The sequence below is a fragment of the Methylobacterium sp. Leaf117 genome (assembly GCF_001422985.1).
Lineage (GTDB): Bacteria > Pseudomonadota > Alphaproteobacteria > Rhizobiales > Beijerinckiaceae > Methylobacterium.
The window spans coordinates 67,502-92,155 of sequence record NZ_LMNL01000037.1 but is presented as its reverse complement, the minus strand read 5'-3'; the positions used below and the strand labels follow the sequence as shown (position 1 = coordinate 92,155).

General features: G+C 67.5%; 15 protein-coding genes and 2 pseudogenes. 5 read left to right on the top strand and 12 right to left on the bottom strand.

The window, feature by feature from the left end:
- Window positions 1-39: 39 nt before the first annotated feature.
- The 9 genes from ASF57_RS20695 to ASF57_RS20655 form a co-directional block, all read right to left on the bottom strand.
- Window positions 40-2,712, bottom strand: a complete 2,673-nt coding sequence (locus ASF57_RS20695; RefSeq protein WP_056486887.1) for a nitrate reductase — start codon at window positions 2,710-2,712, stop codon at window positions 40-42.
- A 137-nt stretch (window positions 2,713-2,849) separates the two neighbouring features.
- Complete coding sequence (locus tag ASF57_RS20690) at window positions 2,850-4,451, bottom strand: sulfite reductase subunit alpha (RefSeq protein WP_056183189.1); 1,602 nt, start codon at window positions 4,449-4,451, stop codon at window positions 2,850-2,852.
- A complete protein-coding gene (locus ASF57_RS20685) occupies window positions 4,448-6,238 on the bottom strand; it encodes a NirA family protein (RefSeq protein ID WP_056486884.1) in 1,791 nt (596 codons plus the stop codon). The genes ASF57_RS20690 and ASF57_RS20685 overlap by 4 nt, the downstream gene beginning before the upstream one ends.
- 10 nt (window positions 6,239-6,248) lie before the next feature.
- A complete protein-coding gene (locus tag ASF57_RS20680; protein WP_056486880.1) occupies window positions 6,249-7,469 on the bottom strand; it encodes an FAD-dependent oxidoreductase in 1,221 nt (406 codons plus the stop codon).
- A gap of 17 nt (window positions 7,470-7,486) precedes the next feature.
- The gene (locus ASF57_RS20675) at window positions 7,487-8,281 is read right to left on the bottom strand and encodes an ABC transporter ATP-binding protein (RefSeq protein ID WP_056183181.1); all 795 of its coding nucleotides are present in this window, start codon (window positions 8,279-8,281) and stop codon (window positions 7,487-7,489) included.
- Window positions 8,282-8,291: 10 nt separating this feature from the next.
- Window positions 8,292-9,173 carry a nitrate ABC transporter permease gene (gene ntrB / locus ASF57_RS20670; protein WP_056486877.1) on the bottom strand — a complete coding sequence of 294 codons (882 nt, stop codon included), beginning with the start codon at window positions 9,171-9,173 and terminating at the stop codon, window positions 8,292-8,294.
- Window positions 9,173-10,462, bottom strand: coding sequence for a CmpA/NrtA family ABC transporter substrate-binding protein (locus ASF57_RS20665; protein WP_056183176.1), 1,290 nt, complete (start codon window positions 10,460-10,462; stop codon window positions 9,173-9,175). The genes ntrB and ASF57_RS20665 overlap by 1 nt, the downstream gene beginning before the upstream one ends.
- Before the next feature lie 409 nt (window positions 10,463-10,871).
- Entirely contained in the window at window positions 10,872-11,882 is a 1,011-nt protein-coding gene (locus ASF57_RS20660; protein ID WP_056486874.1) for an ABC transporter substrate-binding protein, read from the bottom strand.
- A 13-nt stretch (window positions 11,883-11,895) separates the two neighbouring features.
- On the bottom strand, window positions 11,896-12,483 hold the full coding sequence (locus tag ASF57_RS20655; RefSeq protein ID WP_056183170.1) for an ANTAR domain-containing protein: 588 nt from the start codon (window positions 12,481-12,483) through the stop codon (window positions 11,896-11,898).
- Window positions 12,484-12,774: 291 nt separating this feature from the next.
- Here ASF57_RS20655 and ASF57_RS20650 point away from each other — a divergent pair, with 291 nt between their 5' ends.
- On the top strand, window positions 12,775-13,332 hold the full coding sequence (locus tag ASF57_RS20650; protein WP_210166831.1) for a hypothetical protein: 558 nt from the start codon (window positions 12,775-12,777) through the stop codon (window positions 13,330-13,332).
- A 164-nt stretch (window positions 13,333-13,496) separates the two neighbouring features.
- On the top strand, window positions 13,497-15,413 hold the full coding sequence (locus tag ASF57_RS20645; protein WP_056183276.1) for a glycoside hydrolase family 15 protein: 1,917 nt from the start codon (window positions 13,497-13,499) through the stop codon (window positions 15,411-15,413).
- 105 nt (window positions 15,414-15,518) lie between these two features.
- On the opposite strand, the pseudogene ASF57_RS27080 reads toward ASF57_RS20645, so the two are convergent.
- Window positions 15,519-15,580: pseudogene (locus ASF57_RS27080) on the bottom strand (hypothetical protein).
- On the opposite strand from ASF57_RS27080, the pseudogene tkt reads away from it, so the two are divergent.
- Together tkt and ASF57_RS20635 are read left to right on the top strand one after the other, a co-directional pair.
- A pseudogene (gene tkt, locus ASF57_RS20640) lies at window positions 15,572-17,542 on the top strand (transketolase); the annotation flags it as partial. The pseudogenes ASF57_RS27080 and tkt sit on opposite strands and share 9 nt — an antisense overlap.
- 223 nt (window positions 17,543-17,765) lie before the next feature.
- Window positions 17,766-20,588: a bifunctional transaldolase/phosoglucose isomerase gene (locus tag ASF57_RS20635; RefSeq protein ID WP_056487470.1), complete on the top strand. Its 2,823-nt coding sequence runs from the start codon at window positions 17,766-17,768 to the stop codon at window positions 20,586-20,588.
- 131 nt (window positions 20,589-20,719) lie between these two features.
- Here the strand turns inward: ASF57_RS20635 and ASF57_RS20630 are convergent, their stop codons facing one another.
- Window positions 20,720-22,165: a helix-turn-helix transcriptional regulator gene (locus ASF57_RS20630; protein WP_056486865.1), complete on the bottom strand. Its 1,446-nt coding sequence runs from the start codon at window positions 22,163-22,165 to the stop codon at window positions 20,720-20,722.
- Window positions 22,166-22,365: 200 nt separating this feature from the next.
- Here ASF57_RS20630 and ASF57_RS20625 point away from each other — a divergent pair, with 200 nt between their 5' ends.
- Window positions 22,366-23,811, top strand: coding sequence for an acetamidase/formamidase family protein (locus tag ASF57_RS20625; RefSeq protein WP_056183158.1), 1,446 nt, complete (start codon window positions 22,366-22,368; stop codon window positions 23,809-23,811).
- Between the two features lie 19 nt (window positions 23,812-23,830).
- Here ASF57_RS20625 and ASF57_RS20620 read toward each other — a convergent pair whose 3' ends face one another.
- Complete coding sequence (locus ASF57_RS20620) at window positions 23,831-24,586, bottom strand: class I SAM-dependent methyltransferase (RefSeq protein WP_244477049.1); 756 nt, start codon at window positions 24,584-24,586, stop codon at window positions 23,831-23,833.
- Window positions 24,587-24,654: the final 68 nt, after the last annotated feature.

Sequence of the window (24,654 nt, the reverse complement as noted above, 5' to 3'; positions counted from 1 at the left end):
GAGGCTCGGAGATGGGTGTCGATTCGGCCGAAAGTGAGCCTATGCGGCGTTGCGCGCAAGCGCCTCGGGCAGCAGCTTGCGGATCTCGGGGATGCACGAGCCGCAATTCGTGCCGGCCTTGCAGGCTGCGCCCACGGCCTCCACGGTGCCCGCCCCCGCCGCGATGACCCCGGCGATGACGTCGAGCCCGACGCCGTGACAGGCACAGACGGTCGGGCCGGCCGAGGCGGTCTCGGCGCGTCCCGACAGGAGGGAGCGTCGGGCGGCAGGGTCCGGTTCGGTCTCCGCGAAAAGGGCCTTGGCCTCCTCCCAACTCGGACGGGCCTCGGCGGGCGCGAGGGCGAGGCAGGCGACGAGGCGCCCGGCCTCGTAGACGGCGCAGCGGTAGCGCCCGCGCGCATGGTCGGCATATTCGGCGAGCTCGTGGCCCTGGAACAGGCCCCGCATCATCAGCGCCACGGCGCGCGAACTTTCCTGCGTGGCGAATTGCAACCCCGAGCCGCCCGCAATCGTGGCTCGGGCCCACCACCAGCCCTCGGGCAGCGCCTGCTCCCCGCGGGTCAGCAGGAAGCCGCGGTTGCGGTAGGGCACCAGCGCGATGCCGGCCGGTGTCGCCTTCAGTTCCGGCTGGCCGGAGACCGGATCGGGAATGCCCCGTACCAGGGCGCCGACGCGGGCATCCGAGGCGGTGGCGGCGCTCCAGTGGAAGGTCGCGAACAGGTTGCCCGACCGCACGGCGTCGGTGATCATCGTCTCCAGGGTCACGGTGCCGTGCGGCGTGGCGATCCGGGCGAGGTCGCCCTCCCTCAGCCCGAGTGGCACGGCATCGTCGGGGTGGATCTCCACGAAGGGCAGCGAGCGATGGGCCGAGAGGCGCTGGCTCTTCCCCGTGCGGGTCATGGTATGCCAGTGATCGCGCACGCGGCCGGTGTTGAGGACGAGGGGGTAATCTTCGCTCACCGCCTGTGCGAGGGCCGGGGGCTGAACGGCGACGAACCGGGCGCGCTTGTCGAAGGTGTAGAACTGGCCGTCGGCGAAGAGTCGGGCGCGGGCCTTGCCGCGCTTCGGCAGCGGCCATTGCAGCGGCGACGCGGCCGCATAGGCGGTATCGGCCAGGTCGCTCAGGGCTCCGATGTCGAAATCCCGGCTGCCGTTGTTCTCGAAGGCCGAAAGGCTGGCATGCTCGCGGAAGATCGCCGCGGCCCCCGAATAGGCGAAGGCCTGCGCGTGGCCGAGGCGCTTGGCGACGTCGCAGACGATCTGCCAATCGGCCCGAGCCTCGCCGGGGGCTTTCAGGAAGCTGCGCTGGCGCGAAATCCGACGCTCCGAATTCGTCACCGTACCGTCCTTCTCGCCCCAGGCGAGGGCGGGCAGCAGCACGGTCTTCTTCCCCGTCGCCCGTGCGCTGTCGCTGTCGGCCACCGCTTCCGAGACGACGTAGAGGTCGAGGGACTTCAGGCTTTCGCGGATGAGGTCGGCGCGCGGCATCGACACGATGGGGTTGGTGCCCATCACCCACAGGGCCTTGATCTTGCCGCGCTCGATCGCCTCGAACAGGGCGACCGCCTTCATGCCCTCGCCCGTGATGATGTTGGGGGCCGACCAGAAGCGGCGGACCCGGTCCACCTCCTCGGGGGTGAAGTGCATGTGGGCGGCCAGCATGTTGGCGAGGCCCCCGACCTCGCGCCCGCCCATGGCATTGGGCTGGCCGGTGAGGGAGAACGGGCCGGCGCCGGGCAGGCCGATGCGGCCGGTGGCGAGATGGCAGTTGATGATCGCGTTGCCCTTGTCGGTGCCCTGCGCCGACTGGTTCACCCCCTGCGAGAAGGCGGTGACGACCCGCTTCGTGCGGGCGAACAGCTCGAAGAAGCGCGCTACGTCGGTCTCGGACAGGCCGGTGGCGGCCGCAGTGGCGGCCACCGTCGGCGCGATGGCGCGCGCCCGCTCCAGGGTGCCGTCGAGGCCCGTCGTATGGTCGAGGACGAAGCGGTAATCGAGGGAGCCGGTGCTGGCGAGATGGACCAGCAGGCCGGAAAACAGCGCCGTGTCGGTGCCGGGCTTCAGCCCGAGGAAGAGGTCGGCCTCCTCGCCCGTCTGGGTGCGGCGGGGGTCGATCACCACCAGCTTGGTGCCGCGCTTGGCGCGGGCATCCACCATGCGGCGGAACAGGATCGGGTGGCACCAGGCGGTGTTCGAGCCGACCAGGACGATGAGGTCGGCCTCGTCGAGGTCCTCGTAGCAGCCCGGCACGGTGTCCGAGCCGAAGGCGCGCCGGTGGGCCGCCACCGCGCTCGACATGCAAAGGCGCGAGTTGGTGTCGACGTGCGGGGTGCCGAGGAAACCCTTCGCGAGCTTGTTGGCGACGTAGTAATCTTCCGTGAGCAGCTGGCCCGAGAGATAGAACGCGATCGAATCCGGCCCGTGCTGCTCGGCGATCCTGCGCAAAGATCCCGCGACCGTGCCGAGGGCGGATTCCCAGCTCGCGCGGATGCCGTCCACCTGCGGGTACAGCAGGCGATTGTCGAGGGAGAGCGTCTCGCCGAGCGCCGAGCCCTTGGAGCAGAGGCGGCCGAAATTCGCCGGGTGTCCGGTGTCGCCGGCAATGTCCGCGCCGCCCTGCCCGTCCGGCGTGGCAAGCACGCCGCAGCCGACACCGCAATAGGGGCAGGTGGTCTTCACGGGAGCGGGCGGCGCCTGGACGTGCGCGTTCATGGCAGGATCCTCGGCGTATTTTTGATGGTGCCGTTTGCAGCAAGAGTCGGGCCGAGGCGAAAGCCCACCCCCCCCTCTCCCGACCCGCATGCGCGGGCCGCCCTCCCCCGCACCGGGGGGAAGGCTGAGATGGCGTGCTAGTACACGTCGGCCTGATACCGCCCGGTCTTCTTGAGGTGGGCGAGGTACGCCACGGCCTCGTCGGGGTTCTTCCCCCCGTATTGGCCAGCGACGTCGATGATCGCCCGCTCGACGTCCTTGGCCATGCGCTTGGCATCCCCGCAGACGTAGAAATGCGCGCCGCCCTCGAGCCAAGTCCACAGCTCCGCGCCGGTCTCGCGCATGCGGTCCTGGACGTAGGTCTTCTCGGTGCCGTCGCGGGACCAGGCCAGCGACAAACGGGTCAGCACCTTCCGGTCCTTCAGGGCGTTGAGCTCGTCCTTGTAGAAGAAGTCGCTGGCTTGGCGCTGGTGACCGTAGAACAACCAATTGCGCCCCGGCGCCGCGGTGGCGTCGCGTTCGCGCAGGAACGCGCGGAACGGCGCGATGCCGGTGCCGGGACCGACCATGATGACGTCCTGCGACAGGTCCTCCGGCAGGGCGAACCCGTGGGCCTTCTGGAGGTAGACCCTGACCTTCATCCCCTCGGGGATGCGCTCGCCGAGATGGGTCGAGGCGACACCGAGGCGCAGGCGCGAGCGGTGACTGTAGCGCACCGCGTCGACGGTGAGCGAGACCCGGCCCGGATCGGCTTTCGGCGACGACGAGATCGAGTAGAGCCGCGGCTGCAGCTCGTCCAGCGCCTCCAGGAACACCTCGGCGTCGGGCCGCGCACCGGGGAACTTGTGGAGCGCACCGAGCACGTCGAGATGGGCGGCGTCGCCGTCCGGGTCCTCGCCGGCGGCGAGCGCCTGGGCCTTCTTGCGGGCTTCGCCCGAAGTCAGGAGCGAGAGAAGCTGATAGAGCCCGTCCGGCGCGCCACCGAGGGCATAGTCGGTGAGCAGGCAATCCCGCAGGGTCTTGCGGCCGATCTTGCGCTCGGGGCGGGCCCCGAGTTCGGCGATGACCGCGTCGACCAGGGCCGGGGCGTTGGCGGGGAACAGGCCAAGCGAATCGCCGACCACGTAGTCGATGGGCGTACCGGTGAGATCGATCTCGACGTGCCAGGTCTCCTTCTCGCCGCCCGGCGCATTGAGCCGGGTGCGCGACACGAAGGTCGCCTCCACGGGGTTCTCGCGGCAGAAGCCCAGCGGCCCGAGTTCGGGCGCCGTTTTGGGGGCGGTGCCCTCGGCCTTCTTCGGGGCGGCCCCGCCGGCGGCCCCGAATTCCTCCTCGAGCTTCTTCAGCATCCGGAGCGTGTCCTTGCCGCCGGGCTGGCACAGGTTCAGGCGCTCCTCGTTCTTGAGGAAGATGGCGTTGGCGTAGTCGGCGCAATTGTAGCCGCACTGGCCGCAATCCTGCTGCGCCATGGCGGCCATCAGCTTCTGCGGCTCGGGCCGTTCCTGGGCGAGCGCCATCCGGTCGGGCAGTGGCATCGACGGGTCGTGCCAGGGCGCGTCGTCGTTGTCGGCCAGCGTCTGGCCACCGCCGGGCATCTCGCCGGAGGCAAGTGCGGTGGCTCCCTCCACGGCAGGGCCGAGGAGCGCTGCGAAGTAGCCCGAGAGCCAGGCACGCTGGTCCGGGTCGAACGGGGCGGTCTCGGGAATGAGGACCAGCGGGGGGGTGACGTGCTCGCTCATGCGGCGGCCTTCAGGACGGGTTGCTCTTCGGCGATGTGGCGCAGCGACTCGGGGCCGGTGCGGGCGGTGAAGGCCTGGAAGCTCTCCTCCGGGCCGGTGCGCCGGGCGAGATAGCTGCGCAGCAGCGCCTCGATCCGGGTCGGGCAATCCTCGGCCTTCACGGCCTTCCAGATCTCGGTGCCGATCTTCGGGCTGTCGCCGAAGCCACCGCCGACCACGATGTCGTAGCCTTCGACGGTGTCGCCCTCCTCCGAGACCACGACCTTGGCGCCGATAAGACCGATGTCGCCGATGTAGTGCTGGGCGCAAGAGTGATGGCACCCGGTGAGATGGACGTTCACCGGAACGTCGAGCTCCTTCAGGTTCGCCTCGATATAGTCGGCGATGACGAGGGCGTGGCCCTTCGTGTCGGAGGCGGCGAACTTGCAGCCGCGACTACCGGTGCAGGCGACCAGTCCGGCGCGGATGCTCGAGGCCTCGGTGGTGAGCCCAAGCGCGGCGACGCGCTCCTGCACTTCCGCGATCTTCGCATCCGGAACCCCGGAAAACAAAAAATTCTGCCAGACGGTCATGCGGATGGCGCCGTCGCCGCATTCCACGGCGATCCTGGCCAGATCCCGCATCTGGTCGGTGGTGAGTTTGCCGACGGGCAGGATCACGCCGATCCAGTTCAGGCCGGGCTGCACCTGCGGGTGGACGCCCACATGGGCGAAGCGGTCCATCGGCCCGCGCGGGGCGATGTGGGCCGGGTCGACCCGGTCGAGCTTGGTGCCCAGCACCGCCTCGACGGCCGCGAGGTACTTGTCGAAGCCCCAGGCGTCGAGGACGTACTTCATCCGGCTCTTGTTGCGGTTGGTCCGGTCGCCGTTCTGGATGAAGACGCGCAGGATGGCGTCGGCGACCTTGTTGCAATCCTCAGGCCTGAGAACCACGCCGGTGTCACGGGCCAGGTCCCGGTGCCCCGAGATGCCGCCCAGCACGAGGCGCATCCAGATGCCCGGCGCGACGCTCGCACCCTCCAGCACCCGCACGGCCTGGAAGCCGATGTCGTTGGTCTCTTCCAGCACCGGCATCACGCCGCCGCCGTCGAAGGCGACGTTGAACTTGCGCGGCAGACCGAACAGCGAGCGGTCGTTGAGGATGTGATTGTGCCAGGACTTGGCGAGGGGGCGGGTGTCGAGCAATTCCTGCGCGTCGATGCCGGCCACCGGCGAGCCGGTGACGTTGCGGATGTTGTCGGCACCGGCCCCCCGCGCGGTGAGGCCGAGGTCGATCAGCCCATCGAGGAAGGGCTGGCCGTGCTCGGGCGTGATCTCGCGGACCTGCAGGTTGGCGCGGGTGGTGACATGGGCATAGCCGCCGCCATGCGCGTCGGCCAGATCGGCGATGCCGGCGAACTGCCAGTGCTGCACGATGCCGTTGGGGATGCGGAGGCGGCACATGTAGGAGTTCTGGGCCGGAGCGACCCAGAACAGGCCATGGTAGCGCCAGCGGAAATTATCCTCCGGCTTCGGGGCCTTGCCCGTCGACGCTTCGGCAATGAGGCGATTGTGGCCGTCGAAGGGGTTCTCCGCCCGCTTCCACTTCTCCTGCTCGCACAGCTTGCCGCCTGCCTTGATGGTGGCGTCCTGTGCCTTGATGTGGATCGCGTCGGGACCGGTCGGCTCGGCGGGCGGGGCCGAAGCCCCCTGCCCGGCTGCGAGGCCGCCGGTCATCCGGGCCGCGGCGATGCCGGAGGCGAAGCCTTCGAGGTAGCGCGTCTGCTCGGCGTTGAATGCGTCAGCCATCAGGGCCTCCTCACGCTGCGAGGGGTTGGGATGCGGGCGCGGTGCGCCCGAACATGAGATCGTCGCGATGGTCGGCGATCGAGGCGCCGGTGCGGATCAGCTCCTTGCACCAGCCCTGCTCAGCGATGTCGCCGACGAAGACCGCGCCGAGGAGCCGGTCCTCGGCCACGATGAGCTTGCGGTAGAGGCCGAGGCCGGGATCCGACATCAGCACGGTCTCGGCGCCCTCCGGCGCCTCGATCTGCCCGGCGGAGAACACCGGCAACCCCGAGACCTTGAGGCTGGTGGCCAGCGACGTGCCCAGATAGGCCGCCTCCTCGCCGACGAGGTGGCGGCTCAGGGCCTCGGCCTGCTCGTAGGCCGGCTCCACGAGGCCGTAGACCTGACCCCGGTGCTCGGCGCATTCGCCGAGCGCGAAGATGCGGGCATCCGAGGATTGCATCCGGTCGTCGACCATGATGCCGCGGGCGGTCTCGATCCCGGCGTTCTGAGCCAGGGCCACGTTGGGGCGCACCCCCACCGACATCACCACGAGATCGGCCGGCAGCACGGTGCCGTCGGACAGGACCAGGCGCTCGACCCGGCCCTCCCCCTCGACCGACGCGGTGTCGGCCTTGAGCAGCACCTTCACGCCGCGCGCCTCCATGGCGCGCTTCACGAGGCCGGCGGCGGCGTGGTCGAGCTGGCGTTCCATCAGCCGGTCCATGACGTGCAGGAGCGTGGTGTCGACGCCGAGGCGCGCGAGTCCGACGGCGGCTTCGAGGCCGAGAAGCCCGCCACCGATCACGATGGCGCGGGCCTGCGCGACGGCCGCCCTGCGGATGGCGGCAACGTCCGCGAGATCGCGGAAGGTCAGCACGCCGGGCAGGTCCATGCCGGGCTTGGCCAGCCGGATCGGCAGGGAGCCGACCGCGAGCACGAGCTTGTCAAAAGGCAGGACATGGGTCTGCCCCACCATCACGAGGGCGTTCTCGCGGTCGATCTCGGTGACCGGCGCGCCGGTGATGAGACGAATGCCGTGGCCCTCGTACCAGTCGAGGCCTCGGAAGGCGCAGCCGGCCTCGTCCACCTCGCCGCCGAGCAGCGAGGAGAGCAGGACGCGGTTGTAGGCCGCCTGTGGCTCGGCCCCGACGACGGTGACGTCGTACCGGCCCGGCGCCCGCTCTGTGAGGCGTTCCAGGAAGCGCAGCGACGCCATGCCGTTGCCGATGACCACCAACCGTTCCCGCATGGCTCGCGATCCGCCCGTCAGGCCGCGATAGCGGGCTTGGCGTGGCGCGCGTAGAGGAACTCCAGCACCTCGGCGCGGGCGTGGGTGTAGGTCGCGTCCTCCACGAGATCGAGGCGGCGGCGCGGCCGCTCGAGGTCGACAGTCAGGATCTCGCCCACCGTGGCCGAGGGGCCGTTGGTCATCATCACGATGCGGTCCGAGAGCAGCACTGCCTCGTCGACGTCGTGGGTGATCATGATCACGGCGTTCTTCAGCCGCGCATGGATATCCATGAGCGAGTCCTGGAGATGGGCGCGGGTGAGCGCATCGAGCGCCCCGAAGGGCTCGTCGAGGAGCAGGACCTTCGGTTCCATGGCCAGCGCCCGGGCGATGCCGACGCGCTGCTTCATGCCGCCCGAAATCTCGCTCGGGCGCCGGTCGGCCGCGTGGGTCATGTTCACCAGCGACAGGTTGTGGTCGATCCATGCGTTGCGCTCGGCCTTCGACTTCTTGCCCTTGAAGACCTTGTCGACGGCGAGCGCCACGTTCTCGCGCACCGTCAGCCAGGGCAGCAGCGAGTGGTTCTGGAACACCACGGCCCGGTCGGGGCCGGGGCTGTTGACCTCCTTGTCCTCGAGGAGGACGCCGCCGGTGGAGGCCTTGAGCAGGCCGGCGACGATGTTGAGCACCGTCGACTTGCCGCAGCCCGAATGCCCGATCAGCGAGACGAACTCGCCCTTGTCGATCTTCACGCTGACGTCGCGCAGCACCTCGTTGGTGCGGCCCGAACGGGTGAAGGAGATGCCGATATTCTCGATGCTGAGATACGTCATGGAATGATCCTCAGGCCGTCGCGGTGCCGCGGGTGACGAGGGTGCCGACGAAGGCGACGAAGCGGTCGAGGATGAAGCCGATGATGCCGACATAGACGAGGGCGACGATGATCTCGGAGATGTGGGAGGAGTTCCACGCGTCCCAGATGAAGAAGCCGATGCCGACGCCGCCGATGAGCATCTCGGCTGCCACGATCGCGAGCCACGACAGGCCGATGCCGATGCGCAGGCCCGTGAAGATGTAGGGAGCTGCCGAGGGCAGCATGATCTTGGCGAAGAATTCCAGCGGGTTGAGGCGCAGCACTGCCGCCACGTTGCGGTAATCCTGCGGGATGTTGCGGATGCCCACCGCCGTGTTGATGATGATCGGCCAGATCGACGTGATGAAGATCACGAAGATCGCGGAGGGCTGGCCGTCGCGGAAGGCGGCGAGCGACAGCGGCAGCCAGGCCAGCGGCGGAATGGTGCGCAGGACCTGGAAGATCGGGTCGAGGCCGCGCATGGCCCATTCGGACTGGCCGATCAGGGTGCCGGTGAGGATGCCCACGATGGTCGCCAGGGCGAAGCCGAGGGCGACCCGCTGGATGCTGGCGGAGATGTGCCAGAACAATCCCTTGTCGGTGCCGCCGTTGTCGTAGAACGGGTGGGCGATGATGTCCCAGGCCTCGGTGACCACACGCGAGGGCGGTGGCAGGCCGGCACCCGGGCGCGAGCACAGCAATTCCCAGATCACCAGGAAGGCGATCACCACCACCACGGGCGGGATCAGATTTTTTGCGATGGTGTTCAGGGTCGCCATCGTGATCCGGGGCGCCCGCTTGGGCTTGGCGTCCGCCTTGGCCGCCGCTTTCGCGGCGATGGGGGCGGCGGCGATGGTGGAGGTATTGGCCATCACGCGATCCTCTTGATGCCGAGGCTGGACAGGTAGGCGGCGGGATCTGCGGGATCGAAGACCTTGCCGTCGAAGAAGGTCTCTTTTCCACGCGACGTGGAGCTCGGGATCGCGCTGACGCCGAGGGCTTTCGCGGCCTCGCGCCAGAGATCCTCCCGGTTCACCTTGGCGATGAGGGCCTTGGTGTCGGTCTGCGCGTCGAACTTGCCCCAGCGGATGTCCTCGGTCAGGAACCAGAGGTCGTGGGACTGGTAAGGATACGAGGCGTTGTCGGCCCAGAACTTCATCACGAAGGGGCTGTTCTCGACCACGCGGCCGTCGCCGTAATCGATCGTGCCCTTCATGCGGCCGGCGACGTCCGAGACCGGGACGTTCATCCACTGGCGCTTGGCCGCGATGGCGGCGACCTCATCCTTGTTCGCGGGGGTGTCGCACCATTGCTGCGCCTCCAGCACCGCCATCAGAAGCGCCTTGGTGGCGTTCGGGTACTTCTCCGTGAAGGAGGACCGCATGGCGAAGGCCTTCTCGGGGTGGTCCTTCCACAATTCGCCGGTGGTCAGCGCGGTGTAGCCAAGGCCCTGCTGCACGAGCTGCGCGTTCCACGGCTCACCGACGCAGAAGCAGTCCATCGTGCCGACCTTCATGTTCGCCACCATCTGGGGCGGCGGCACCACGATGGTCTCGATGTCCTTGTCCGGGTCGATGCCGCCGGCCGCCATCCAGTAGCGAATCCACAGGTCGTGGGTGCCGCCCGGGAAGGTCATGGCGGCTTTCACCGACTTGCCGGCGGCCTTCTTCTTCTCAATGGCGGCCTTGAAGACCTTCGCATCGAGGGCGACCTTCTGGTCGAGATATTCCTTGGCCACCGAGATGCACTGGCCGTTGGTGTTGAGCCGGGCCAGGATCTGCATCGGCACGGGGACGTTGTTCTGCGTCACGCGGCCGGCCGAGATTAGGTAGGGCATTGGCGAGAGGATGTGGGCGCCGTCGATGCCGTTGCCTTCCGATCCGAGCACCAGGTTATCGCGGGTGGTGCCCCAGCTCGCCTGCTTGAGCACCTCGACATCGGGCATGCCGTGCTTGGCAAAGAAGCCCTTCTCCTTGGCGACGAAGAGCGGACTCGCGTCGGTGAGTGCGATGAACCCGAGCTTCGCCCCCTTCACTTCGGGGCCGGCGCCCTGCGCGAAGGCGCCTCCCGGCAGGGCGGTGCGGGCCAGTGCCGCGAGGGACAGCGTCGCGGCGGCACCCTTCAGGAGGTCACGGCGGTTGTTGCGGACACCGTCAGTCATCGAACCCGAAACCCTCGAAATCATGGACACCCGCCAAAGAAAAAACCGCCGACCAAGCACATCCATCGAACGCAGGATCTGCGTTCCGTGGGGGACTCGGGTCAGCGGCTTTGCCGACGGATAGGGCTCGTCATCGTTGACGAGCCCCTGGGCATCTGCACGAGGCGTGCCAAGTTCGGCATCGAGGCTCGATCCAGGCGATGTCAAGAATTCCAGAATCGTTCCAACCTGTTCCGGCAGAAGCGATTTATCAAAAACGTCTCACCGGTCGCCGGCGGATTCGGTGCGAATCCGACCGAGCGCGTCCGGGCCTCGTCACGCGGGCGGACGCAGCCGGTGCCTGCTTCCGCGCCGCCTGGTGCGCTGCACAATCTGCAGGCACTCTGCCGGCGCGAGCGGCAGCGGCTCCTCAGCCGGCAGCGTCGTACACGTCGGTCCGGTACATCGCCCGGGCGCGGGCAACCAGGGCGGGCGTGGGCGTGATCTGGCCGGCTCGCTCCATCTCGGCGAGAATCCAGTCGGCATGGGCGGGAAGCGGCCGCTCGGCCTCGGCGCCGAACACGACGAAGCGCGGCGCGTGCCGCTCGGTCCCGTCCGGATCGACCACCACGGTGCCCGCGAGGGCCCGTCGGACGAGGCTCGCGTCTGTTCCGAGATGACCCGGGCGGGCGAGCAGGCCCGCCAGCTCGCGCTGGTTCTCGGGCGCCGCGCACCAGCGTCCGGCCCGGCGTACCGCCCGCACCAGCGGAGCGCTCGCCGCCGCCGCATAGGCCGGCAGGGCCAGCACCTTTTCCGGACAATCGGGCGCGAGCTCGCAGCCGAGAGCGGCGATGCGGCCGTAGCCCTCCGCCACTGCCACGCTGTTCCAGGGGCTGCCGACGCAGAAGCCGTCGATCTGTCCGGTCCTGAGGGCTTCGGCGATCCAGGGCGGCGGGATCACCACCATGCGGGCGGCCCCGTCGAGGTCGAGGCCGCCGCGGGCTGCGAACATCCGGAGCTGGTATGTGTGATTGGAATACGGATGCACTGTGCCCAGGGTCAGCGGCCGATTCTGCGTGACCCGCACGCGTGCGACCCGTGAGAACGCGCGTGCAATCGTGTCGAGATCGTCGGCCTCCGGCGCCATCTCGGCCCAGAGCGGCCGCGAGACCGTGATCGCATTGCCGTTGAGATTCAGCCCGAGAGGAACCGCCAGGTCGGTCTGCGGCCCGCTGATGCCCAGCGCACTGGCCAGGGCAAGGGGCGCCAACATGTGGGCTCCGTCGAGGTGGCCCAGGGCCAGCTTGTCACGCAGGGTCGCCCACGAGGGTTCGCTGATGAGGTCGATCGCCAGTCCTTCGGCAGCGGCAAAGCCTCCCTCGACGGCGGCGATCAGCGGGGCCGCGTCGATGAGCGGGACATATCCGAGGGCGAGTCTCATCCGAGCAGACTTCTCATCCGAGGAGATCCGCCGCAGTCACGATGGCGCGTGCGATGTCGGCGATCTTTCGCTTCTCGTTCATGGCCTTGCGCCGCATCATCCGGTAGGCCTCCTCCTCGGACAGACCCCTGGCTGTCATCAGGATGCCCTTGGCGCGCTCGATGAGCTTGCGGTCGGCCAGTTCGCCTCGTGCCTCAGACAATTCGCGTTGCAGCCGCGCGAAGGCGTTGAAGCGTAGAATCGCCACGTCCAAGATCGAGCGGATGCGCTGCGGCTGCAATCCGTCCACCACATAAGCCGAGATTCCCGCATCCATTGCCGCCTGCATCATCGGCACGTCCGAGCGGTCGACGAACATCGCCACCGGCCGCTCCACGTGACGGGAGAGGCCTGACATCTGCTCCAGAATGTCCCGGCTCGGGCTCTCCAGGTGGATCACGACGACGTCTGGATTCAGTGCGGCCACACGGGCCGACAGATCGGCGGTGTCAGGCAGGACCACGACGTGGGTGAAGCCGGCCGCCGTAAGGCCTTCCTCCAGGATCGCGGCGCGTGCCCGGCTCGGATCGATCACGGCGACGGTGAGGGTCGGCTCGGTCATCGGGGATTGAGAATGGATCGAAAGGGGGAATCCGGCGGATCGCTTCTGCCTAGGGATTGCCATGTTCCATCGGCGGGCGACAGCAAAACCTGAACGGATGGTCTCCAGGCAAGCGGCATGCCCGCACGGTCGTTACCGCTCGGACAGGAAACAGCCCAGGTTCCGCCGCAAACGAACCGACTAATGTCGTTGGCCTTCGAACCGATTGCCGAACCGCGCAACGAGGTGACCCGGATGTCAGCGTGCACGTCCCCCGCTCAATCGGCGTTCGAAGCGGGCACCGGGCGCGGCGTGACCCCGCCCCTCCTGCCAACCCTGATGATGGCGGTGATCCTCGGAGCGGCTTCTTATCTCTGCCACGAGCCCGCTGCTGCACCGCCTCCGCCCTCGGTCCCGGCGACGGCGGTCGCCGCCGCACCCGAGACGGTGGTGGAGACACCCTACATCCCGGCTCCCCTCGCCTTCCGGACCCAGTTCCCGATGGTCGTGGTGGCTCAGGCCGAACCCGCCGCCGTTCAGGCTCACAAGGCCATGCCTCGCCCCACACGTCTCGCCGCCCCACGCCGGGCCGATCCGCCGCGTCTTGCGACCAAGGCCCTCCCGGCGCCGAGCAAGCCGATGCCCTTCGCGCCGGAGGCCGAAGAATCCCCGATCGTCGAGAGAGCGGTTTCGACCTCGGACGAAGGCATCCTACCCGAGATCGCCCTGCCCTTCGCGCCGACGATCCGCGCCGTGAGCGAAGCCGGCGCGGCCGCCGGTGCGTTCATGGGGGCCAAGGGAGCGGTGCTCAGCGCCGAGACCGCGGCTCTCGGTGCTGCTGTCTCCGGCTTGGTCGGGCGCCTGCGCTGAAGCCGGCCCGGTTTTCCGGGCGACCGGAAAATCCGGACGGAAAGCAACGCGCAATCGCCGCGCCGACCCTGGACCCTGCCGGCTTCGGAGACTAGGTGGACGCGAGCAGTGAGGCGCTGCCGCAGGCCGTGGTGACGGTCGGCTTCGCGGACACGAGGACTTGGATGGCCGGACGGATCGAGGATTACGCGCTTGTCGGTGATGGACGTACCGCTGCGCTGATCGCCCGTGACGGCAGCGTCGACTGGCTGTGCTGGCCCCGCTTCGACTCCGCCGCCTGCTTCGCCGCCCTACTCGGCACGGAAGATCACGGCTACTGGAAGCTCGGTCCCGCCGAGCCCGCCACCACCACGCGCCAGTACCGCGAGGGGAGCCTCGTGCTGGAGACCCGGCATGAGACCGCGTCCGGTTCGGTGCGGGTGACGGACTACATGCCCGCCAATGACGGGTCGCACCTTGTGCGGATCGTCGAGGGGCTCGAGGGCGCTGTGCCCATGCGGATGCAGATGCGCGTGCGCTTCGACTACGGGTTGGCGGTGCCGTGGGTCTCGCACAACGAACTCGGAGACCTGCGCGCGATCTCGGGGCCTCACAAGGTGGTGCTGCGCACCCTCGTGCCGACGCACGGCCAGGACCAGACCACCGTCGCGGACTTCACGGTCGAGGCCGGCCGCAGCGTGGCCTTCACCCTGAGCTACGGTGCCTCTCACGAGGACGATCCAGCGCCGATCCAGCCACGCAAGGTTCTGTTCGAGACCGATCGCTACTGGCGCGACTGGTCGGGCCGAGCTGCCTCGGGCACGCCCTGGGACGCGATCCTGAAGCGCTCCCTGCTCACCCTGAAGGCGCTGATTTACCAGCCGACGGGCGGCATCGTGGCCGCCCCCACGACCTCGCTGCCGGAGGATCTCGGCGGCGTCCGCAACTGGGATTACCGGTTCTGCTGGCTGCGTGATTCCACCTTCACGCTGATCGCTCTGATGGACGGCGGCTACCTCGACGAGGCGCGTGCCTGGCGCGACTGGCTCGTCCGGGCGGTGGCCGGCAACCCGGAGCAGGCGCACATTCTCTATGGCATCGCCGGCGAGCGCATGCTGCCCGAGATCGAGCTCGACTGGCTTCCGGGCTACGAGAATTCGAAGCCCGTGCGCATCGGAAACGCGGCGGTGGAGCAGTTCCAACTCGACGTCTACGGCGAGATCTTCGACGCGCTCTACCAGGCGCGCCAGCGTGGCCTCCAGGGCGACGCCGACGGCTGGCGCGTCGGCGAGGCGCTGCTGCGCCACCTCGAGAAGGTCTGGTGCACGCCCGACGAGGGCATCTGGGAGGTGCGCGGCGGCCGCCGGCACTTCGTGCACTCGAAGGTCATGGCGTGGGTTGCCTTCGACCGGGCCATCCGCTCCTTCGAGGAGGCCGAGACTCGCGAGCAGGATGAGATCCGCACCACGGGCTTGAGCCATCGACCCAAGGAGGCCCGTGACGTGCCGGTGGCACGCTGGCGCGAGATCCGCGATCAGATCCACGCCGAGGTTTGCGCCAAGGGCTTCGACCCTGAGCTGAACAGCTTCGTGCAATCCTACGGCTCGAAGCGCCTCGACGCGAGTCTGCTGCTGATCGCCCATATGGGTTTCCTGCCCCAGCACGACCCCCGGGTGGTCGGTACGGTGGAGGCGATCGGGCGCACGCTCATGCGCGATGGCTTCGTTCTGCGCTACGACACCGAGAACCAGACCACAGACGGGCTGCCCGGCGACGAGGGTGCCTTCCTGCCCTGTTCGTTCTGGTACGCCGACAATCTCATCGGCCTCGGTCGCTGCGACGAGGCGCGTGCGCTGATCGAGAGGCTGATCGGCGTCTGCAACGATGTCGGATTGGTGGCGGAGGAGTATGATGTGAAGGCTCGGCGCTTGGTGGGTAACTTCCCGCAGGCGTTCAGCCACGTCACACTGGTGAACACCATTCTCAATTACAGCCGAGCCAAGGGGCCCGCGCGGGAGCGGAGCAGTGGCTCCGTGGACGTCAGATCCCCGGCCCGATCACCGGTTGCGGTTGTCTCCGCGGCCCAACGGCGCGACGCCTGAGCGTTCCGGACGCTGAAGGCGAACAAGCTCAGAGATTTGAAGGACGACGAGAGATGAGCGGAGCAGAGACCAAGCCGAATGCGGTCCTGAGCGAGATCGACAAGCTCAGCATCGACACGCTCCGGACCCTCGCCATCGACGCGGTGCAGAAGGCCAATTCCGGCCATGCCGGCGCCCCGATGGCGCTGGCGCCGGTGGCCTACACCCTGTGGAACCGCTACCTGCGCTACGACCCGGCGCATCCGCACTGGCCGAACCGCGACCGCTTCGTGCTGTCGGCCGGCCACGCCTCGATGCTCCTCTATGGCCTGATCCATCTAGCCGGCGTCGCTGAGAAGGATGGCGGCAACGCCCCCGCCCTCACCCTCGACGACCTCAAGAACTTCCGCCAACTCGACAGCCGCACGCCGGGCCACCCGGAATACCACTTCACCACCGGCGTAGAGACCACCACCGGGCCGCTCGGCCAGGGCGTCGCCAACTCCGTTGGCATGGCGATGGGCGGTCGCTTCCTCGGCGAGCGCCTGAATCGGCCCGAACTGCCGCTGTTCGACTACAACGTCTACGCCATCTGTTCGGACGGCGACCTGATGGAGGGCGTCGCCTCGGAGGCCGCCTCCATCGCCGGGCACCTGCGCCTGTCGAACCTGTGCTGGATCTACGACAACAATACCATCACGATCGAGGGCCATACGGAATTGGCCTTCTCGGAAGAGGTCGCGGCCCGTTTCCTCGCCTATGGCTGGCAGGTTCTGCGCGTGGCCGACGCCAACGACGTGCACGCAATCGCGTCCGCTCTCGAAACCTTCCTTCAGTCGAGCGACCGCCCGACCCTGATCGTCGTGAACTCGATCATCGGCTTCGGCGCCCCGAAGAAGCAGAACACCGCCAAGGCCCACTCGGACGCCCTTGGCGAGGACGAAGTTAAGGGTGCCAAGCGCGCCTATGGCTGGCCCGAGGACGCGCAGTTCCTGGTACCGGACGGTGTCTACGACAACTTCCGCAACGGCATCGGCAAGCGTGGTGCCGAACTCTATGCGACCTGGGAGGGTTTCTTTCAGGAAGCAAGGGCCGCCGATGCCACCCATGCCGAGGAACTCGACGCTTACTTGGAAGGCCGTCTCCCCGAGGGCTGGGACAAGGATATCCCGGTCTTCGAGGCCGACGCCAAGGGCCTTGCCACGCGCGAATCCTCCGGCAAGGTCCTGAATGCCATCGCGCAGCACGTGCCGTTCATGCTCGGCGGATCGGCCGATCTCGCGCCCTCCAACAAGACTAACCTTACCTTCGAGGGTGCCGGCTCGCTGACCCCCTTCGAGCCGGGTGGGCGCAACATCCACTTCGGCGTGCGCGAGCACGCGATGGGCTCCATCGTGAACGGCTTCGGCCTTGTGGGCCTACGCGCCTACGGTGCCACCTTCCTGGTCTTCGCCGATTACATGCGCCCACCGATCCGCCTCGCAGCGCTGATGGAGGTGCCGGTATTCCATGTCTTCACGCACGATTCGATCGGCGTCGGCGAGGATGGCCCGACCCACCAGCCGGTGGAGCAATTGCTGACGCTGCGGGCGATCCCCGGCTTGGTGACCCTGCGCCCGGCGGATGCCAACGAGGTCGCGGAATCTTATCGGGTGATCATGAGCCTCAAGGACCAGCCGGCGGTGCTGGCGCTGAGCCGCCAGCCACTGCCGACCCTGGACCGCTCAGCCTACGCCGCCGCATCCGGCACAGCCAAGGGCGCCTATGTCCTCGCCGATTGCGACGGGGCGCCTGAGGTGATCCTGATCGGCACAGGCTCCGAAGTGCAGCTCTGCATCTCGGCCTACGAGACCCTGAAGGCCGAGGGCATCAAGGCCCGCGTCGTCTCGATGCCGTCCTGGGACCTGTTCGAACGTCAGGATGAAGCCTACCGCAACAGCGTGCTCATCCCGGAAGTGCTGGCCCGCGTCGCCGTGGAGCAGGGCTCGGTCATCGGCTGGGACCGCTATGCGGGCTCGGCCGGCACCATCATCGGCATGCACACCTTCGGCTCCTCAGCGCCGATCAAGGATCTGCAGACGAAGTTCGGTTTCACCCCCGAAAAGGTGCTTCAGGCCGCCCGCGACCAGATCGCCCGGCACAAGAGGTAGGCGACGCGGGTTCTAACCCTATCCGGAACGCGTACCCCGTCCGTGTGAAGAGAGGCTAGGAGTGGGGTTGGCTGAGTGACCCTCCGGCACCTGTGGCTGGCGGAGCCGCCCCCACCTCCAGCTTCTCTCCGCAAGGGCGAGGAGAGACGCATGATCAATGACGAATGAGGCGACGCTGATTTTTGTGCGCGACGCCACGATGACGGACGACGAGGAGTTTTCCATGAACCCGCTCAAGGCTCTCTTCCCCGAACAGGGTCAGGCCGTGTGGCTCGATTTCGTCGCCCGCGGCTTCGTTGCGCAGGGCAAGCTCAAGGCGCTGGTGGACGAGGACGGCCTGCGCGGCGTCACCTCGAATCCCTCGATCTTCGAGAAGGCCATTGGCGGTTCGTCCGAGTACGACGACGCACTCAAATCCGTGATGAACCAGGGCGATGCCCGTGTCATCGACCTCTACGAGGGCTGCGCGGTGGCCGACATCCAGGCTGCCGCCGACGTACTGCGCCCGGTTTACGATGAGAGCGACGGCGCCGACGGTTATGTCAGCCTGGAGGTGTCGCCCTACCTCGCCCTCGACACGGAGGAGACCCTGGCGGAAGCGCGTCGCCTGCACAGGATGGTGGCCCGCGACAACCTGATGGTGAAGGTGCCCGCCACTCGCGAAGGCATTCCGGCGATCCAGGCCCTGACGGCGGACGGCATCAGCATCAACGTCACTCTGCTGTTCTCGGTTGACACCTACGAGGCGGTGGCCCGCGCCTTCATTGCCGGTCTGGAGGCATTCGCCGCTAAGGGCGGCGACGTCTCGAAGGTCGCAAGCGTGGCGAGCTTCTTCATCAGCCGCATCGACGTCGCCATCGATAAGGCGCTCGATGAGAAGGGCGGCTTCGACGACCTGAAGGGCAAGGGCGCCATCGCCAACGCCAAGCTCGCCTATCAGCGCTACAAGGCTGTTCACGCCGAGCCGCAATGGCAGGCGCTTGCTGCCAAGGGGGCCAAGGCGCAGCGCCTGCTCTGGGCGTCCACGGGCGTCAAGAACAAGGCCTATTCCGACGTGCTCTACGTCGAGGAACTCATCGGACCCGACACGGTCAACACCATGCCGCCGGCCACCATGGATGCCTTTCGCGACCACGGTACCGTCAAGGCCGCCATCGAGAACGACGTGGCGGGTGCGCAGAGCGTGATGACGCGCCTCGCCGAGGCCGGGATCGACATTGAGCGTGTCGCCGACACCCTGGTCGACGAGGGTGTGCAACTTTTCATCGATGCCGCCGACAAGCTGCTGGGTGCGGTGGCCGGCAAGCGCATTGATTTCCTCGGGACGAAGCTCGACTCACAGACCCTCGTGCTTGGGGAAGCCCTGACCACGGCTGCCAAGAAGGCGGTCGAGGAATGGCGTGCGTCGGGCAAGATCCGCCGGCTCTGGGCTCACGACAAGACCGTGTGGAGCAATGCCGACGAGGATCGCTGGCTCGGCTGGCTGCGCATCGTTGAGGATGAACTGGAGCACGTCGCCGACTACGAGGCTTTCGCCGAGGAGGTCCGGGCGGGCGGCTTCTCCGATGTCGTCGTTCTGGGCATGGGCGGGTCGAGCCTCGGTCCGGAGGTCTTGGCCGAGACCTACGGTGTGCACGATGGCTTCCCGACCCTGCGCATCCTCGATTCCACCGACCCGGATCAGGTCCGCGAGACGGAAGCCGCCATCAGCCTGCCCACCACGCTCTTCATCGTGGCGAGCAAGTCCGGCTCGACCCTCGAGCCCAACGTGTTCCGTGACTACTTCCTCGGCCGGATGAAGGACACGGTCGGCGCCGACAAGGCGGGATCGCACTTCGTCGCTGTCACCGATCCGGGCTCAGCCATGGAGAAGGCTGCCCAGTCCGACGGCTTCCGAAAGATCTTCTACGGGGTACCGCAGATCGGCGGACGCTACTCCGTCCTCTCGGCGTTCGGCTTCGTGCCGGCGGCGGCCTCGGGCATCGACGTGAAGGCCTTCCTCGACACCGCCCGGATCATGGTCCGCTCCTGCGGCCCGGCCGTGCCGCCGGCCCAGAACCCGGGCGTGCTCCTCGGCACCGCCATGGGGGCTGCCGCTCTTACCGAGGGGCGCGACAAGATCACGATCATTGCTTCACCCGGTATCGACACCTTCGGGGCGTGGGCCGAGCAGCTCATCGCGGAATCCACCGGCAAGGAGGGCAAGGGCCTGATCCCGATCGACGGCGAGCCCGTCGACGTGCCTGCCGTCTACGGCCGGGACCGCTTCTTCGTCTATCTGCGCCTCGACAGCCGTGCCGATCCCCATCAGGACGAAGCCGTGCGCAACCTTGAGCGTGAGGGGCACCCCGTGGTGCACATCACCCTCGCCAACGCCGAGCAGTTGCCCCAGGAATTTTTCCGTTTCGAGATCGCCACGGCGGTGGCGGGGGCGATGCTCGGGATCAATCCCTTCGACCAGCCCGACGTTGAGGCGAGCAAGATCGAGACGAAGAAGCTGTTCGACGCGGCCGAGAAGAGCGGTGCCCTGCCGGGGGAAACGGCGATCTTCGCCGATGAGACGATCGCGCTCTACGCGGATGCGGGCAATGTCGGCGCCCTTCCCCAGGCCGTCGAAGGGTTGGAGGCTGCCGTCGCCGCCCATCTCGCCCGGGCGAAGGACGGCGACTACGTGGCGTTGCTGGCCTACGTGGCGCGCAATCCGGGCCATCACGCGATCCTCCAGGAGGCCCGGGTGGCCCTCCGCGACAAGCGACGCCTCGCGACCTGCCTCGAATTCGGGCCGCGCTTCCTGCACTCCACCGGCCAAGCTTATAAGGGCGGTCCCGATACCGGGGTGTTCCTGCAGATCACCGCCGACCCTTCGGCCGACCTCGCGATTCCCGGCCGCAGCCTCGGCTTCGGCACGGTGGTGGCAGCCCAGGCACGAGGGGATTTCGCGGTCCTGGCCGAGCGAAAGCGCCGGGCCCTCCGCGTCCACATCAAGGGCGGTCAGGTCGAGGCCGGCTTGAAGCGCATCGCGGCCGCGATCAGGGCCGCGCTGTAGCGCCTGGCGGGGCGGACGGCGATCGAGCGAGAACCGCCTGTTCCTGACCGGGGATGGGCGGTTCTCGTTTTGGGCTCACTGAGCCGTTTGGACGTTTTTGGGCGGCTGAAGCGGGGAGAGCCGGCCCGGGCCTACGACGCGAACCCGTTGTCCCGTCCCCAGATGATCGCCTCGCCACGGCGATGGATGCCGAGCTTACGATAGAGCGCGGCGGCGTGGTTGCGGACCGTGTTGGGGGTCAGACCCAATCGCTTGGCGATGGCGCCGTCTCCCAGGCCCTGACAGATCAGGCGGAGCACTTCACCTTCGCGCCTGGTCAGATCGGGCCGGATGGGGGCAACTTCGGTCGCGCCCGGATGGCGCAGGCTCCCGAGCTTCTCGATCAATCCGCGGCTGAACCAGGACGTGTCGGCCATTACGGCCTCGATCGCATCGAACAATTCGCGCTCGGAACGCTTGCGATCGCTGATATCCTGCAGCACCGCGAGTAGGCAGGCCTCGTCGCCGATGGTGACGCGTTCGGCGGAGACGAGGCAGTCGAGTTCGACACCGTCGCAGGTCCGCAGGCAGGCTTCGAAGCCGAGAATGCTTCCCTGCGCAGCGAGATCGGTTCCGAAGCGCTCGCGCTGGACGCTGTCGGCCCACAAGGCCATGGCATCGAGCCCCTGCCCCACCACCGTGTCGTCGGGGTGGCCGAAAATTCGGGTGAAGGCCTGATTGATCCCGATGACGGAAAGGTCATCCGCCCGGCACAGCAGAGTCGGCACCGGCGTGAGGCGGAAGGCCGTCGCGAATCGCTCCTCGCTGTGCCGGAGCGCCGTTTCCGCCTTCTTTCGCAGTTCGAGGTCGGCGAAGGTGAAGAGCATGCAGGGCTCGTCGCCCATGGCGATCGGTTGCCCGGCCACGATGACGAAGCGCGTGCCGCCATCCGGCAGGCGCAGGCAGGCCTCCATCTGCGGGATGGTCTCGCCCGCATTGAGGCGCGCGATGGCCAGCGACCGGTTGCGGGCCTCGTTGAGCACATCGATCTCGTAGACGCTGCTCCCAACGATGTCGGCGCTGCGATAGCCGGTCATCTCCAGGAAACCGAGATTGACCTTGACGTGGCGAAGGTCCGATAGGCGGCAGATGACGGCGGGAGCCGGATTGGCGTGGAAGGTCTTCTCGAAGCGATCCTCGGCTTCGAACTGCGATGTCACGTCGGTCAGGATCAATACGAGGCAGTCGGGTTCCCCGGCCGCGTCCGTGATGACGAGGCTGCGGATGCGCTGCATCACGTCGAAATCGGGGCGGTCCGTCCGCCGAACGTTGACGATCACCTCGTCAAAGGTCTCGCCCGCCAACACCCGTTCGATCGGCGTGCGCGTCAGGACGTGGTGATTGCGATAGCGCAGTACGAACCTCTCGCGATAGGCTTCGACGGTCCCCCCGAGTTCGGCGAGTTCGGAAGCCCCGTGCATGGCGAGGGCGGCCGTATTGGCCCAGGCGATCCGCTGGTCGGGCTCGATCAAGATGACGCCCTCGGTGAGGCCGGCGATGATCTGGTGAAGCTGGGAACGGTCGACGCCCGTCGTCAAAGGTTTTGGCATCCTGCGTGCAAAGCGACGCTCGCGTGAGCGAAGGCACCTGAGTAGGTCGTCACGCCTCGCAAACGGACCTGTTCGCCTGGGAACAAACGCGGCGCAGCGGGACTCGTTGCCGACACGTGCCTAGGCGGAAAGCGTGGCCGCAGCTTTGCATGCAAAATTCTTGCTGATTCTAAAACCGAGGATTTGCGATGTGCCAGGGTGACGATCCGAATTGCGTTCATTTCGTCGAGCATCGGGCCCGTATGCTCGACGATCTGGCGCCGGAGCGGAGATCCTTTCTGAAGAGCGGATTCGTGGCGTCTGGCGCGGCCGCGACCCTGATGGCCGGTGGTCTCAGCCTGCCCGGGCCCACGCTGGCGCAGGCAAGCGCCCGCGGCGGCTTGAAGCAGACGGCGCATTACCATCTGCCGGCCACGGCCGAAACGGTGCATTGGGGCTATTTCAGCCGCAGTCTCAAGCCCCAGGTCGAGATCGAATCCGGCGACTACGTCACCATCGAGACGTTGACCCACCACGCCAACGACGACGCCGAGCGCATGGTGACGGGGGATCCCGGCGCAGAGAGCGTCTTCCTCTGGACCAAGGACAGAAAGGGCGTCGTCCGGCGCGGGGCTGGTCCGGAGGAGACCAAATTCGGACCGGGCGGAGGCCTCGGCGTGCATATCTGCACCGGCCCGGTGGCAATTCGCGGCGCCGAGCCCGGCGACGTGCTCGAGGTCCGCATCCTCGACGTGGCGCCCCGCCCCTGCGCCAACCCAGCCTTCAAGGGCCGCACTTTCGGCAGCAATGCCGCCGCGAACTGGGGCTACCACTACAAGGACATGATCACCGGGGACCGACCCCGGGAGGTGGTGACGATCTACGAGGTCGATGCCTCCGGCGCCCGCGACTGGGCGCAGGCGGTCTATAGTTTTCGCTGGCCGGGTGTCATTGATCCCAACGGCGTCGCCCATCCGACCATCGATTATCCGGGTCTGCCCGTCGATCACACCAGGACCATTCGCAACGTCGATGTGCTCAAGGGCTTCCGGATCCCGATCCGCCCGCATTTCGGCACCATGGGCTTGGCGCCCAAGGAGGCCGAAATGGTGAACTCGATCCCACCGAGCTACACCGGCGGCAACATCGACAATTGGCGCATCGGCAAGGGTGCGACCCTGTACTATCCTGTCGCGGTGCCGGGCGCGCTGTTCTCGGTGGGTGACCCACATGCGAGCCAGGGCGATTCCGAACTCTGCGGCACGGCCATCGAGTGCTCGCTGACCGGCACCTTCCAGTTCATTTTGCACAAGAAGCGTGATCTTCCCGGCACCGCCCTGGAGACCCTCGACTTCCCGATGATCGAGACGGCCGATGACTGGGTGCTCTCCGGCTTCAGTTACCCGAACTACCTCGCCGATCTCGGGCCAGACGCACAGAACGCGATCTTCGCCAAATCCTCCATCGACCTCGCCATGCGCGACGCCTTCCGCAAAATGCGCCAGTTCCTCATGCACGGGCACGGGCTGACCGAGGACGAGACGATTTCGCTCATGTCCGTTGCGGTGGATTTCGGAATCACCCAGGTGGTGGACGGCAACTGGGGCGTCCACGCCATTGTCAAGAAGTCGATCTTCCCGGTGCGGACGACCTGAGCCGCCGCCTTCGTGTTGGCTAGAGCCGACCGGCGCGCACCGACAGGGGCCAACGGATATCCCGCTGCTCCATGGGCGAGCCCCAGGCTTCCGCCAGGGCTTCCTGAAACGCCACGATCGGCGCGCGGCCGATGGCCTTCTCCGCCGCTCGGACTGCCGACCAAGTTTCCGTATAGCCAATCAGGTCCGACAAGCCCCAGGACAGTGTGATGGCGAGTTCCGGCACTGCGATCTCCGGAAATGGGAACGGAAGCATTTGATATCCGTCCTCGACATGGCGGCGCTCCGGCGGCCAATGGGGCTGGAGAGTTCCGCCGTAGAAGCGCTGTATCACGGCGTCGACCGTCGCATCGTCCACGTGCAGAACGCCGTAGGTGATCAGCGCCAGGATCGCGCCCGGCCGTGCGACCCGCCGCACTTCGACGTAGAATGTCGGGAGGTCCAGCCAATGCGCCGCCTGGGCGACGGTGACGAGATCGGTACTGGCGTCCGGAAGGCCGCTGCGCTCGGCAGGCGCGATACTGTATGCGACGCGGTCATGCGGCGTCGCATGGGCGATCTGCTGCGCACTCGCGTCGGTGGCCACGACATGCTGGAATCGGTCGGCGAGTAGGACCGAGAGCTGCCCGGTGCCGCAGGCGCAATCGAGGGCGACGGATTGCCCTGGCGCGGCCTCCGCAAGGACATCGATCAGCGCCCGCGGGTAGGTCGGCCGATGTGCCGCGTACTCGGACGCATGGGTCGAAAAATGGTCCTTGAAACGCGTCATGGCCATCGGCCCCGGGTATCGGAAACATGCGCAGATCGCGACCGCATCGATCTGCTTCCGGAGCGCTGCACATC

Excerpts from the sequence above, each read along its gene's own strand:
- ASF57_RS20685 (WP_056486884.1), bottom strand. The coding sequence starts at position 6,238 with ATGGCTGACGCATTCAACGCCGAGCAGACGCGCTACCTCGAAGGCTTC.
- ASF57_RS20635 (WP_056487470.1), top strand. The coding sequence starts at position 17,766 with ATGAACCCGCTCAAGGCTCTCTTCCCCGAACAGGGTCAGGCCGTGTGG.
- ASF57_RS20665 (WP_056183176.1), bottom strand. The coding sequence starts at position 10,462 with ATGACTGACGGTGTCCGCAACAACCGCCGTGACCTCCTGAAGGGTGCC.
- ASF57_RS20655 (WP_056183170.1), bottom strand. The coding sequence starts at position 12,483 with ATGACCGAGCCGACCCTCACCGTCGCCGTGATCGATCCGAGCCGGGCA.
- ASF57_RS20675 (WP_056183181.1), bottom strand. The coding sequence starts at position 8,281 with ATGACGTATCTCAGCATCGAGAATATCGGCATCTCCTTCACCCGTTCG.
- ASF57_RS20660 (WP_056486874.1), bottom strand. The coding sequence starts at position 11,882 with ATGAGACTCGCCCTCGGATATGTCCCGCTCATCGACGCGGCCCCGCTG.
- ntrB (WP_056486877.1), bottom strand. The coding sequence starts at position 9,173 with ATGGCCAATACCTCCACCATCGCCGCCGCCCCCATCGCCGCGAAAGCG.
- ASF57_RS20695 (WP_056486887.1), bottom strand. The coding sequence starts at position 2,712 with ATGAACGCGCACGTCCAGGCGCCGCCCGCTCCCGTGAAGACCACCTGC.
- ASF57_RS20645 (WP_056183276.1), top strand. The coding sequence starts at position 13,497 with ATGGCCGGACGGATCGAGGATTACGCGCTTGTCGGTGATGGACGTACC.
- ASF57_RS20690 (WP_056183189.1), bottom strand. The coding sequence starts at position 4,451 with ATGAGCGAGCACGTCACCCCCCCGCTGGTCCTCATTCCCGAGACCGCC.
- ASF57_RS20620 (WP_244477049.1), bottom strand. The coding sequence starts at position 24,586 with ATGGCCATGACGCGTTTCAAGGACCATTTTTCGACCCATGCGTCCGAG.
- ASF57_RS20625 (WP_056183158.1), top strand. The coding sequence starts at position 22,366 with ATGTGCCAGGGTGACGATCCGAATTGCGTTCATTTCGTCGAGCATCGG.
- ASF57_RS20680 (WP_056486880.1), bottom strand. The coding sequence starts at position 7,469 with ATGCGGGAACGGTTGGTGGTCATCGGCAACGGCATGGCGTCGCTGCGC.